Annotated in this window: 12 protein-coding genes and 4 pseudogenes; 4 read left to right on the top strand and 12 right to left on the bottom strand. The window is 39.0% G+C overall.

The genetic code is table 11. The features are described from left to right. Nucleotides 1-676 (top strand): IS4 family transposase (locus HGG78_RS17695; protein WP_172533673.1); only part of this gene is annotated, 676 nt, incomplete at its 5' end. Between the two features lie 34 nt (nt 677-710). On the opposite strand, the gene HGG78_RS17690 is transcribed toward HGG78_RS17695, so the two are convergent. The 3 genes and pseudogenes from HGG78_RS17690 to HGG78_RS17680 all read right to left on the bottom strand — a co-directional run. Beyond that, complete coding sequence (locus HGG78_RS17690) at nt 711-1,529, bottom strand: glycosyltransferase (RefSeq protein ID WP_172533672.1); 819 nt, start codon at nt 1,527-1,529, stop codon at nt 711-713. Between the two features lie 101 nt (nt 1,530-1,630). Next, nucleotides 1,631-1,876 (bottom strand): annotated as a pseudogene (locus HGG78_RS17685) (DDE-type integrase/transposase/recombinase); the annotation flags it as partial. Between the two features lie 166 nt (nt 1,877-2,042). Then, nucleotides 2,043-2,412, bottom strand: a pseudogene (locus tag HGG78_RS17680) (DDE-type integrase/transposase/recombinase); the annotation flags it as partial. Between the two features lie 166 nt (nt 2,413-2,578). Between HGG78_RS17680 and HGG78_RS19050 the strand changes: the two are divergent. Both HGG78_RS19050 and tnpC read left to right on the top strand, forming a co-directional pair. Beyond that, nucleotides 2,579-2,845: a DUF6444 domain-containing protein gene (locus HGG78_RS19050; RefSeq protein ID WP_254068251.1), complete on the top strand. Its 267-nt coding sequence runs from the start codon at nt 2,579-2,581 to the stop codon at nt 2,843-2,845. A 20-nt stretch (nt 2,846-2,865) separates the two neighbouring features. Then, nucleotides 2,866-4,008: pseudogene (gene tnpC / locus HGG78_RS17675) on the top strand (IS66 family transposase); the annotation flags it as partial. Nucleotides 4,009-4,099: 91 nt separating this feature from the next. On the opposite strand, the gene HGG78_RS17670 reads toward tnpC, so the two are convergent. From HGG78_RS17670 to HGG78_RS17645, 6 genes are all read right to left on the bottom strand, one after another. Continuing rightward, entirely contained in the window at nt 4,100-4,963 is an 864-nt protein-coding gene (locus HGG78_RS17670) for a glycosyltransferase family 2 protein (RefSeq protein ID WP_172533670.1), read from the bottom strand. Between the two features lie 360 nt (nt 4,964-5,323). Further along, complete coding sequence (locus HGG78_RS17665) at nt 5,324-6,424, bottom strand: DegT/DnrJ/EryC1/StrS family aminotransferase (RefSeq protein ID WP_172533669.1); 1,101 nt, start codon at nt 6,422-6,424, stop codon at nt 5,324-5,326. Next, nucleotides 6,417-7,373 carry a GNAT family N-acetyltransferase gene (locus tag HGG78_RS19255; protein WP_172533668.1) on the bottom strand — a complete coding sequence of 319 codons (957 nt, stop codon included), beginning with the start codon at nt 7,371-7,373 and terminating at the stop codon, nt 6,417-6,419. Before HGG78_RS19255 ends, HGG78_RS17665 begins: the two co-directional genes overlap by 8 nt. Further along, nucleotides 7,367-8,296: a glycoside hydrolase family protein gene (locus HGG78_RS17655; RefSeq protein ID WP_172533667.1), complete on the bottom strand. Its 930-nt coding sequence runs from the start codon at nt 8,294-8,296 to the stop codon at nt 7,367-7,369. The genes HGG78_RS19255 and HGG78_RS17655 overlap by 7 nt, the downstream gene beginning before the upstream one ends. 22 nt (nt 8,297-8,318) lie before the next feature. Continuing rightward, nucleotides 8,319-8,996, bottom strand: coding sequence for an acetyltransferase (locus HGG78_RS17650; RefSeq protein ID WP_172533666.1), 678 nt, complete (start codon nt 8,994-8,996; stop codon nt 8,319-8,321). Nucleotide 8,997: 1 nt separating this feature from the next. Next, a complete protein-coding gene (locus HGG78_RS17645) occupies nt 8,998-9,396 on the bottom strand; it encodes a sugar 3,4-ketoisomerase (RefSeq protein WP_172533665.1) in 399 nt (132 codons plus the stop codon). Between the two features lie 682 nt (nt 9,397-10,078). On the opposite strand from HGG78_RS17645, the pseudogene HGG78_RS17640 reads away from it, so the two are divergent. Beyond that, nucleotides 10,079-10,219, top strand: a pseudogene (locus HGG78_RS17640) (IS4 family transposase); the annotation flags it as partial. Here the strand turns inward: HGG78_RS17640 and HGG78_RS17635 are convergent. From HGG78_RS17635 to HGG78_RS17625, 3 genes are all read right to left on the bottom strand, one after another. Continuing rightward, on the bottom strand, nt 10,160-10,372 hold the full coding sequence (locus tag HGG78_RS17635) for a transposase family protein (protein WP_254068252.1): 213 nt from the start codon (nt 10,370-10,372) through the stop codon (nt 10,160-10,162). The pseudogene HGG78_RS17640 and the gene HGG78_RS17635 overlap by 60 nt on opposite strands. 280 nt (nt 10,373-10,652) lie before the next feature. After that, nucleotides 10,653-11,516 (bottom strand): glycosyltransferase family 2 protein, encoded by an 864-nt coding sequence (locus tag HGG78_RS17630; RefSeq protein ID WP_172533664.1) that lies wholly within the window; start codon nt 11,514-11,516, stop codon nt 10,653-10,655. Beyond that, complete coding sequence (locus tag HGG78_RS17625) at nt 11,513-12,187, bottom strand: hypothetical protein (RefSeq protein ID WP_172533663.1); 675 nt, start codon at nt 12,185-12,187, stop codon at nt 11,513-11,515. The genes HGG78_RS17630 and HGG78_RS17625 overlap by 4 nt, the downstream gene beginning before the upstream one ends. Nucleotides 12,188-12,926 lie beyond the last annotated feature (739 nt).

The raw sequence follows: 12,926 nt of genomic DNA, 5'->3' as shown, positions 1-12,926 counted from the left end.
TTGGTTAAGTCGAGTACGTGGCAAGGTTCAGTTTGCAGAGCTTGGCTCTGAGCACTGGAGTCCAATCAGTAAGTTGCACGCTCAGGCATCCAGTAGACCTAAAACCTTAGGTTACAGAAAGCTCACTAAGAGTAACCCAATCTATTGCCACATGGCACTCTATAAGTCGTTACCCAAAGGAAGAAAAAACCAGCGTTCGACGCGAACCAACTGCCATCATCCATCACCGAAAATATACTCTGCCGCGACCAAGGAGCCTTGGGTGCTGGCGACGAATCTTCCTCCATCAACCCGAACACCAAAGCAGCTGGTCAATCTTTATGCTAAACGCATGCAAATTGAAGAAACCTTCCGCGACTTAAAAAGTCCAGCTTACGGGCTCGGTCTCAGACAAAGCCGAACTTACTCCCCAGAGCGCTTCGACATTATTTTACTGATCGCACTCATGTTACAACTCATGTTTTGGCTAGCGGGTTTGCACGCTCAAAAGCAAGGCTGGGACAGACACTTCCAGGCGAATACCGTGCGAATAAGGAGTGTATTATCAACCGTTCGCTTAGGTATGGAAGTTCTACGAAGATCAGACTACGAAATCACAACGTTAGAACTCCTAGAAGCAGGGGCAGAGCTTACACGGCAACTTCACCAATATGGTTATGCGCTGGGTGATTTATGAGGGGATCCCTCAGCGCTTTGTAGCTATATTCACGTTAGTATTTTGTACGAGAGTCAAAAGACCTCATCAATTGGGTCAGTTTCATTTGAAACCCAATTGGCAGCAAAGAGCGAACAAAAGGGACAAAGCAAACGAAAGACTTTATCAGGCCCAGCTTACAAGACATACTGCCAATAAATCCAATTTTTCCTTGATCCCAAGCCAGTTTTGGTGACTGTTTCTGCAGTGTATGCTGGTCAAAACGGTACTCAATCAACTTATCTTGAAGGTTACCAAACCTCAAACCATTCTTGGCTGCACGAAACCAAAGTTCATAGTCTTGACGCCTTCTCAACCCGCTGTCATACGCACCGATTTTCTCAAGGCTTGCCTTGACGAACATTACACTTGGATGAATAAAAGGGTTACACCAGAGTTTTCCAACAATATCTTCATGCCTTTCTGGATTAACTCTCACACCCGTTACTTCCCCAGTAAAGTCTACAACTGAAGCTGCTGTACCAACAATATCGAGCCTGTTTGAAGTAATATAATGCTCTTGTTTTTCAAGCCGTTCAGGTAAACAAATATCGTCAGTATCCATTCGAGCGACTAAGTCACCTGAGCAATTAGCTAAACCTTTGTTTAAAGCTTGAGCTAGGCCAGCGTTTTGATCCAATTTAACCTTAGTTATTGGCAGGATTCCAGCATATTCATCGACAATTTGCTCAAGCGCCCCCCCCACTGGCCCATCAAAAACAATGACCACTTGATCTGGTAACCTAGTTTGATTCACTAAGCTAACTAAACTAAGTCTCAAAAAGGAAGGACTTTCCTTTTTATAAAGAGACATTAAAACTGAAATTTTATTCATAATCTTACTTAAAGTTCTAAAATAGAATCCGGTAATCATCCCATTAATAACAGCATTTATTCGTGGAATTTACGCCACCTTTCTTAGTGGTGGATACCCACCATATAATCAATCCTGATCCCATGCTCTTCCGCCCATTTTGTAAAAACATGGCTGATAAACTCTGGCCCATTATCGCAACGAATCGCAATAGGCTTCGAGCGTTGTTCAATCAATTGATCAAGGATTCGTGTTACCCGAGCTGCTGGAAGTGAAAAATCAGGCTCTGTTGCCAGTCCTTCTCGCTTGTAATCGTCAATAACATTAAACAGGCGATACTTTCGTCCATCTGATAGTTGGTCATGCATGGGAAAATCATGAACATTCCCGTCAATAAAGGCTTGCCAGAACCTTCAAAAGGTACTCTGAATCCATCGCACACATCGCTCTTTTGTGCTTAACACTCGCTTTTAGTGTCGTTTCACTCTTGAGCATATTTAAACATGATCTGCTCCAGCCAGACTGGACACTTCATTAAGCGACATTTTGATTTTCAAAGTTAACTGGGCTTAGATACCCAAGAGCACTGTGCCTTCTTGTAGGATTATTAATCAACCTCTATGTATTCAAAGATCGTTTGACGCATCTCGTCTCGCGTCATGATCGGCTCGTACTGGATTGCTTCAACTTTCATTGAATGGAAGAAGCTCTCAACACAAGCAGTGTCCCAACAGTTTCCTTTCCTACTCATACTTTGTTTTAGATTATAAGCGGTTATGATGTCTCGATAATCTTTTGAGCAGTACTGACTACCTCTGTCACTATGAACGATAACCTGCTCAGGGAACCCTCGGCGGAACAAGGCCATTGATAACGCATCGCAGACCAGAGTTGCCGTCATATATGGACCCACCCAGTTTGCAAGTGATTTCGAGTTGTAATAAACAAAATTATTGCCGTCATATATTCGTAAGCGTTCACCAGCAGACCATTGACAATAAAGTGTGAGTTAACGCAATTGATCCAACATCCCTAATTGAGTGATCATTTCTAGCCGTCATGATTAACGCATGAAAAAGAAAAAATCTAAATTCTCATATTCGCCGCCCGTGGCCTCAGATATCAACGAAGCGAATGCGCTGATTGTTGAGCTCTGGGAGCAGTTGCGCCACTATGAGGACAAGCTCAAAACTAGCAGCACTAATTCATCCAAATCACCATCATCCGATGGGCCTAAAGAGCGGGCTGAAAGAAAAAAGCTCAAAGCTCTAGTGGTCGCAATCCGAGAGGAGCTAAACAGGCTCACTCAGGGCACAAACGACAACTCTCAGAATTAAAACCATCTGATACCGTTGTTGAATGTTACCCAGTTAGTGCCTGTTATTGTTGTGGCGATACGAACCTTAAGATGAGTGATAAATCTTTTTATCGCCATCAGGTTCATGAAATTCCCAAACCGACAGTGGATATTACCGAGTATCGGCTCTTTTCTGGTAAATGCTCTCAGTGTGGCGAAACCGTGAGGGCCAGAAAGCTGAGCGATATACCTCAAGGTATCATGAGGCCCAATCTATGGAGTCATATCGCGATCTTGGCTGGTCAATATCATCTGAGCGTGCGCAAAATACGCTCTTTACTTAAGGAGCAATTCGGTACGACTTTTTCAATTGGCGCAATCAGTGAAGCTCAAACTCGTGTTGCCTCAATGCTTACCCCACTGCACCAAGCCATCAAAAGTAATATTCAAACGGCTCCGTTAGTACACGTCGATGAGACTTCACACTCACGAAATAGTGAAGAGCGTTTACAGTGGTGCTGGTTAGTATCGAGCGAAGATTTAGTGTACGAAAAGATCCTATTCTCTCGCTCCATTCACTCAGCTAAAGCGGTTCTGGGCGCCCATTACTCTGGGGTTGTCGTCAGTGACCAATATGGTGGTTACAACTGGATATCACCAAATAAACATCAGCTATGTTGGTCACACGTGCTCCGAAACTTACAACAGATTGCGGATTACACAGGTAAAGGACATACAGCTAAAATAGGGCAACGACTTGTTATGCTGAGCAAATTAGTTTTTCGAACGCGACATCGTTGGGAGTCCGAAACGATAAAATATAGCCTGTACCTAAACAGATTAAGTCGAATAAGACAGCGTTTTAATTACTGGCTCAATAAAGGGATCAAGCAAATACCAATTCAACGCTATCAAGGTCGCTGCAAAAAACTGGATGAGCATAGCCCAAGCTTGTGGTTGTTCTTAACTAACCCCAAAATACCATTAACCAACAATGAAGCTGAACGTCGACTTCGTGGCTTTGTCATTCAAAGAAAAATCAGCTTCGGAACGACCTCGGATGCAGGCGATACATTCCGTAGCCGTATTCATACAATTATCGAAACCTGCAAAAAGCGCGGTCTATCAGCAATGTCAGTTCTAAGTGAAATCATCACTTCTGTTGTTGAGAAAAAACCGTACCCGAACGTTTTTAATCTGTAGTCTCGCTCCTCTTAGTCATTTAAAGTCAAGCTATCTAAGTGAACGCTTACGGGATTACCGTTATGCGCTGGGTGATTTATGAGGGGATCCCTCAGTACAAAGGCCCTACAACCCCCAAAACACCATCTCTAATACCACGAAGCATGTACTTCAACCTTATGAACCCTTGCTTCATAATAATGGGATAGCCTATTAACTTAACAAATACTTTGATCAAGTTTTTAACCTTCCATTTAATTGGCACATGAGGCATTGTTGATAACAGTATCGTATTTCTCATCTGATAGTAGTGCCTAAATGGCTTTGGTACACCTATTTTAACTGGGCCAAAGATTATATGCCCCTCGCCCAAAGAATGAAACAAAAAAAGGTTTGGGGAAATAAAGGTATAAAGACCATGCTGCCTTGCTCGATAGCACCACTCCCAATCAACCAAATCTATAAACAGGCCTGTATTTTTCTCCCCACATTGGTTAGCATTTTTGACTGGATAGAAAAAACCAGAGCTCAGTGTATGTTCAACAATAAATGAATCACACCGTTCCGAATAACCGTAGTAATCAATCCCTTGAACATCCGATATTGCAACAGGCCCAATCCCGAATACGTTGCCATATTTAGCGTTCAGCTTTTCGTACTCAACCAGAGCCCCTTCAACATAACCATTAGATAAGGATGAGTCTTGGTCAATCTCAATAATATACTGGTATCCATCATTTTTTACTTCAGAAATTCCAATGTTTTGAGCGTGTGCAATACCTAAATTATTTTCAAGGCTAAGCACCACTACTTTGTCCGGCAAAGCTTCATAATCGAAAGGAAGTGGTGAATTGTCAACTAAGTATACTGCCCCACATTGCCCTATATATGACATGATGTTTTTAACCAACAGATCAATATCTGGATTAAATGTTGTCACAACGACTGCAACATCTTTGATTTTTTTTGAACTCATTGTACGCACTTAAACCTTTGCGGAAGTATAAAAAGAATCGTAACGGAAAAGCATCTCTACAGTAAATGCTAGGCCGACCATTAATTTATCAACATATGAAATATTGCACTTGTTGCGTTGACTATGATATTGATTACTATTTTAAATTAAAAACCTTACAGACCTCCTAACTAAAGAGGTTAATTATCACTGCTCGAGTTTTTTACCATACGTTACTATACAATCGTTGATATTGCCTGAGCTAATTATTTCAGGCAAATTACTAGGCTAGACAAATTAGACACAGTCGTATTTATGATGTCTTCAAGTGGCATCGTACATTAACCACGACTGAGCTTAATAATGATATTTTAGCTAAACTCACGAAAAGCAATTTATTACTTTAACTACATGCTCAATATCATTCTTCGACATAACCGGGCTTAAAGGTAGACTAAGTAGTTCACCGTGCTTATGTTCAAACTCTAGCAACCCGAAATCTTCATAGTCTAAATACGCTGTATGCTGATGAATTCCTTTAGGATAATGGATTTGAGTTTCAATACCGTTTGCTCCCAAATACTCTTGTAGTCTATCCCTCTCTTTACAGCGAATAACAAATAAGTGATATACGTGTTCTTCTTCTACTGCTCTTAAAGGCAACTCAATTGCAGGATTACTGATGCCTTGATAGTAAGCTGAGGCTACCGACCTTCTATGTTTAATATCTTCATTAAGATGTTTAAGCTTTACACACAAAAAAGCAGCTTGAATCTCGTCAAGACGACTATTACATCCCATTACGTCGTGTTGATACTTAGTTTTGCTCCCGTAATTTCCAATCTTCCTGATGGTTTCTGCTAACTCTTCATCATCTGTAGTTACTGCACCAGCATCTCCCAAAGCACCCAAATTTTTCCCAGGATAAAAGCTAAAACCGGCAGCATTACCCCATGAACCAACCTTTTTGTCGTTGTGCACTGCTCCATGAGCTTGAGCGGCATCTTCAATAAGCAGTAACTTGTGCTTATCTGCAATATCTTTGAGAGCAGACATGTTACAGGCGCGACCATATAGATGCACTGCCAAAATTGCTTTTGTTTTTTCGTTGATAGCATTTTTAACTGACTCAGGGCAGAGATTGAAGGTATTTTCGTCGCAATCAACCAACCTAACTCTAAGATTATTTTGACTCACAGCGAGAGCGCTTGCGATGAAAGTATTTGAAGGTAAAATCACTTCATCACCTTCTTTTAATTTTCCAAGGTGTAAATAGGCTTTAAATATCATGCTTAGAGCATCTAACCCATTCGATGTACCAACGCAAAATTTGCTACCGCAGTAGCTAGAGAAATCATACTCAAATTGATTTAACTCCTCGCCATTTATGTACCAACCTGAAGATATTACTCTTTCAAGCGATTTCATAAACTCTTCTTCAAATTTTTCGTTAATTCGCTTTAAATCTAAAAATTTAACCATAATAATTAACCTGGTAAGTGTCTAGTATAATACTTCTTCCACCAAAACCTTCTTTCTGGGCAAGGAGCCCCTGGTTTAAAACTTTACCTGCATCTTCTGTAGATATACCAAACGAGAAATATTTATACTTATTACTTGTATATTCAGATATACACTCTTCAACAATTAAGTCTAATGCCCCATTTTCCCTACCTAAATCATTGGTAGCGAGATATTGCGTATGGACAACTGAATCAAAGACGAATAGCAATGCCGCGGACACAACCTCTCCATTAAGTTCGACTGACTTCAAAATTATATTTGAGGGGTACAATTCATTCAGATATTTAAGCTCATCGATTGAATGTACGGGTTTTGCTCCGTGCTTGTGTAATACTTCGACTAGCAGCTTATGAAAACTATCAAAATCTTTACTATCTATTACTTCTAGGCCGCTCTTTCTTGCTCGGCTAACAAGGGCTTTACGACCTTTTGACATCTTTAGTCTGTTATCAAGGTGTAGGACCGTAGAGAGCTCACGCTTGATTAGAGAAGAACTCGCTTTATTGTGAATAAAATAAAGCTCTTCCTGAGAAGCTATTTTATGAAAAATATATGGTACTGTTTTGACAATCAAGCTAGATATTTCTTTTCTCTTGCAGTATTTCTCTAAAGAAGTCAAGATTTCCTCGATTAAACATCCCCGCGACCTCAATTTCAAGATCAATCCACCGTAAGTCAGGCCTGCATGACTTATTAACTCACTTTTTTCACCCGTGGTATTTATGGTCGCAGGAAGTGCTGCTATTAACTCTCCATCGCTATAGAACATCAATGAGTGATCAGTAAATCTATCCCGATGATACTCCATGAAGTTTCTTTCAAAAAAAAATAACGGCGCTCTACTATTTTTGACTAAAGAATCCCAATCACTTTTATGTTTATGCTCATATTTTATGCATTCTACCACGCAAGTACCTCTGCAACTCCAAAACCCTCTTTACCCATATTGTTGCCATTGTAGAAGCAAAAAATTCGGTCTTCCAACTGAATTAAACGGGGGTAACACAAATGAATAGAGTCAAAGCCCTCAATTGACAGCTCTAGACCAAGTTCCTCATCTCTTCGTTCCCAATTAATCCCATCTTTTGAATACGCAATACCTGGAAAATAATCTTTGCCCGAAGTTCCCCCTTTAGTGTAAAACATTAAGTATTGATTTCTATGTTTAAATACTGACGGTCGACCTATACGGTATTCGTCCCCCTGAACGTCAATACATAGCTCGTCTACACTGTTGAGGTCAATATTAATCCCATCTCTAGATTCTGTATAGCGTATATTGTACTTTGGAAAATCAACACCATTTATTTTCTGCCAACCATCACCAGCAGCGTACCAAATCTTCCATTTATCCCCTTCATTTATTACAGAGTGAATTGCATTGATAGTTAAGCCATTTTCGGAACGGTCTAAAATAGGCGTCTTCTTAATCCTTTGAAAGGTATTACCATTATTCTGACTTTCTGCAACACCACTATATGCAAGAAACTTCGCCTTTTTCACTAATTGAAAACCGACGTAATACATCCTAACAGTACCGTCACTCAAGCGTACAACATCGCCTAAAATCACACCATTGTCATCAAAGCAGCCGTCCTCGCCAATATCTAAGCACGGTGTGTCTGATACAGATTTAACGTTACTAGGATCGTCGGCGCAGACATCGACAAAACCTATACGAGATACTCCTTGTTTATCTCGAAAGCCACAATAAACCCTAATTGTTGAGCTGTCTAAAAGAAAAGGGGTAGGTGTCAAGGCACTATCAAAAATCCAATCACTTGTTTTCAAGTGTCTGAAAACATGTCCAATTTTTTTCCATTTTAGCATTTTTCAACCATTCATCGAGAAGTTAAAGTTTCATATTCTTCGCAACTAACCTTGGCATGGGTTTTGCCGGGCTACCAACGTAGACCTTGTTTTCTTCCTTTGGGCTCTTATTCACCAAAGAAGCGGAGCCTACTACTGAGTATGCAGGTAATGATACACCGTCATTAAAAGTAGAGTTTACTCCTAAGAAACTATTTTTTCCTATATTACAATAGCCAGAAATCACTACATGAGATGTCACAAAAACATTCTCGTTAATAACTGTCTGATGTCCTATATGGTTACCACTCCATAAAATTACATTATCTTTAATCTTAACAAATGGTTGCACTGTATTGTTTTCAAAAATAAAACAGTTCTCACCGATTTCTGCATTACGCCATACAAATGCTTTACTACTAATGTAAGTAGCAAATGCATAACCATGGTTTTTCATTGAAAGATATAGTTTTTCTCTAAGTTCATTCAAGTTACTTGATGGTACAGCAACGAACACAGAGTATTCTTCAGGAGGGTATTTTTCTGTAATACCTTCTAAAGCGACTACGGGCTTTCCCATGTAGCTATTATCTTTTATGTACTCTTCATTTACAGCAAATACTACCACTTCATAATCTGAGTCATACGTGAAATATTCATAAGCGATAGCTGCAAATTCACCTGCGCCAACTAAAATCAGTTTTTTATTGCCACTTTTCATTTTATGTATTCCTTATAATCCCGAGGAACTCTTGGTAATCCTTAATGTAGTCAATTTCATTATAATGATCGCTTGCTAATACCATTAAGACACAGTCTTCACTAAAGTTGTGCATTTCTCTCCAGTATATCCCTTCAATTAAAAGCCCTTCTTTTGCGGAGTTAAGATTGTATATTTCTTTATTATCTCCATCGTCCAGGACGAAGTCACAACTACCTTTAACGCAAATTACACATTGACTTAAATTTTTATGAGCGTGAAACCCTCTAGCTACGTCTTTCTTCGTGTCAAAAATGTAATAGATTCTCTTCACCTCAAATGGAATCGTATCCATAGATTCAACAGCCACCAAACTACCTCTGTCGTCACCAAAGTGCGGCAAGTCAATTAAATTATTCATTTTATATCCCGTAAGGTGTAATTAAATTTATTCATCAAATAATGTTTCAATTGCCCAATTTACGCTCTAATTATTCCCAAAATCAAGTTAGAAGTCAGTAAAAATCCAAAACCTCTTGCCATGCAAGGGGTTGAGTAAGATACACGCTACCGCCATTTTCTTGATGTTATCATCTATCTTGAACCGTATCCGCCCCATGATCCCACAGGCCGATGTTGCTAATGTTTGAAGTTCCAAGGCAGAAAGAAATCGATATCTGGCTCCGCTTTCGCCAGCTCTTTCATGCAGGGCAAGATTACGAAGCCCCTGGCCCCGCAAGGACTAAAGTAAGGTATACGTTACTTCAATTCGCTTTCTTTTGCTTTCTCTTAATACCTGTTTTAAAACTTTTCTCTGCCGTAAGTAAATTCAGAGCGATATGCCGAGCCACGGCTAAGTTCTCTCCCGCCTGTTAACGCCTAATACTACAGCTATCTCACGGAAAAATAATGAACATTCCCGCCAATAAAGGCTTGCCAGAACCTTCAAAAGGTACTCTGAATCCATCGCACACATCACCCTTTTGTGCTTCACACTGAGGAATCCCCTGATGATTTTTATAAAAATCATCAATTTAAGCTGGATGCACATCTTGCCATGTGATCAAATAGTTCTGCTAAAAATCAACTGACCAGACAGCAAGATGTGCGAACTCAATAACCTACACGATTCTCTTTACCAATTCTGCCCTGAACTACACTTAAAGCGGCTTAATAGCTTGATGTTAGCTTGTCGTGCTTTGCTCGACAGCAAGACACTGACGCTCACTGAACTTGGCCGTAATTATCATTCCCATCGTTCTGGCTATGGTCGATGTTGACGAAATGCCATGACTAAAATCATCGAATCGCTTCAAAAAATTCAGTCGAGCTTGACCGTAAAGACTGATCGCTTTCCAGTCATCTTGACCAGAAAGTACAGCACAAATTTTTAACAGAATGATATCGGTTAACTTGTACTCAACTTTGCCTTTTTGTCGATAAACAGGGATAAAGAAAAAGCACCTTCAAATAATCATCTCAAGGTTAATGATTTGTGAAAGTTAACATTAATTCCACTCATGCGCTCGCCCTGACCACGAACCCTTTAAACATGGGCACGTACGTGATTTTTCCCTGATAAGGTCACACTTATTATGTCAATAGGGCTTGGTGAACACTTACTCAGATTTAGTTAACTCGATTTGTGCAACAAAGCCGATTGTAAACTATTGGATCCTAATTAATCCTCCCAGTCTTTCTTGCAAATCCGTCAACGAAACCCCGAAGAATATATTTAAAGCGCTGAATCCCATTGTCCAACAAAAAAGGATAAAAGATTAATTTGAAAACAGCCTTTATAATTCCAGAATATTTCCAGTATATAGGAGTATAACTTCTACTAAAAAGTAAAATTACATTCCTAACTTGATAATAATTTCGTATAGGAGTAGAAACAGAAACGGATAAAACACCAAAAAGTTTAACTTTACCTTCGCCCAACTTATGAGGGAGGAGACAACTTTCATTCTTAATAATTAAAAAGTCATGGCTCCTAATCCTCCAACAATATTCACTATCCACAGCGTCGATAAACAGTCCATCATCCATCCCCCCTACTAGTTCGTATATTTTCTTGGGAATTAAACTACCTGAACTTAATGTGCTTTCTACGGATATATATGGTGTATTACCAATCCTTTCCCCCCTCTTTAATCTAGCTTTATTCAGTTGACTAGTGTCTTTGTCGAAATCTTGTGGGCCAACCAAACCTACCCTGTAGCCTTTGTCAGTTAATTCTTCGTAAGTGGATAAAAGCTTATGAACTAAAGTTTCACCAGGGATACTGTCCTGATCCATTTGCAATACAAAATCTGCATGATGCTCAAATGCCCATTTCATGCCAATACTTTGTGCTTTTGCTATACCTAAATTCTCTCCAAAATTAAAAACTTTAACTTTAGAATCAGAAAATCTTATTTCCTCAAAGGAATTATTACAGACTAACACCATATCTGTTTGTGCCTTCAGTCGTGACACAGACCTACGTAACTTGTCCAGTTCAGGGTTATATGTAACCAAAATAGTATATACTTTACTCATTTTCTCAGTGTAATAAACATAAAATAGGAAATCATAAACAATGGAGGAAATATCATAAATATCGAAAAAAAGTAGCCCACTGCCATACCTGATGGGTCTTGGTTCAAATTATTTGCAGCCATCACCAACAAAACATAAAATGACATGTTCACCAAGTTAAAATTGGTGTGCTTGTATAAATAATTCCTAATAAAACTAGTGAACACTCCCATTAAGAAAGAAAACATCACTGCCCCCCAATATCCAAAATAAAATAAACCAAAAGTATTATGTCTATCATTTGGGCCAGTCAAAACGCCTAATTCTGGATAATGATGCTGAAAAGCTAGTAATCCGTGGTTTACTGGCAGTTCGCTCCAACTAACAATTCTCAAAGCTCCTAATATATCTCGAAAAAGAGCTACAATCCCATTTGCATCAGCAAAGCTCAGCAATATATCATCAGGATATGTCATGTAGAAGATTTGTCCTGTATGTACAAATCGCATGGCAATAGCAGTGAAAATCCTTAAATAGTTATCGATACCAGCTTGTACAAAAACCGTAAGCACTGCGGTTGGAAACACCAACATCAAAATAAAAAAGAGCAGTTTATTCGTCTTTTTCTCGATTTTTTGACTATCAAATTTGCGTCTAGAATAATACAGCATCAATGATAAAACAAACATCATAACAATTAGGGCTCCTTTTGAACCACTTACTATAGCGACAAAGATATAAAATAGGAAAACCGACTTATGAAGTACTCTCGGAAGATTTAAGGAATCTTTGAATATTAAGCAATAAGATGAAATAACTAAAGATATCGTAGAGGTTACGTATATAATCCTACCAAATATACCAAACCCACTCCCACCACTAAATATTTCCAAACGTGATTCCATGAAAATTGGCAATCCATTGTAGTAGTATACAACTATTTGCGAAACAAAAAACAATATGGATGAAAGTAGATACAAGTATCCGGATATCCCTCTTGCTAAATATCCGCTAGAACTTGTTTTAATCTTTTTCGTGTTTGGCATGCTAAAGGTGTTTAACCCCACAAAAAAGGCCAACTGAGTAAGCATAAACGACGAGAAGTAGTGGTATTTAATTAATCCAAAGTAATATAAATATAGAACAACACTATAACCAGCCGCCCCCATCAGAAAGTTAAAGAACAACGGATCGAAGATGGAATATATTTGTTTACGAACGAATAAATATGTAATTATGTAACTAATAATAAGGAAGGCGAATTCAACATCTAAGATAACGAAGTAACGCGAGTGAAATACTAAATTATTCAAAATAATAGTCAGAAGAGAAGAACATAAAGTATAAAATAGGTAAAGTGAAGATTAAGATAATATGCAGCATATGGCTTTTTTAAAAAATATTGATACGAAAGCACCTAAAGAACATACT

Source organism: Vibrio aestuarianus, assembly GCF_012395185.1.
Classification (GTDB): Bacteria; Pseudomonadota; Gammaproteobacteria; order Enterobacterales; family Vibrionaceae; genus Vibrio; species Vibrio aestuarianus.
The sequence above is the reverse complement of the archived record's forward strand: the minus strand, read 5'-3'. Positions and strand labels throughout refer to the sequence as shown.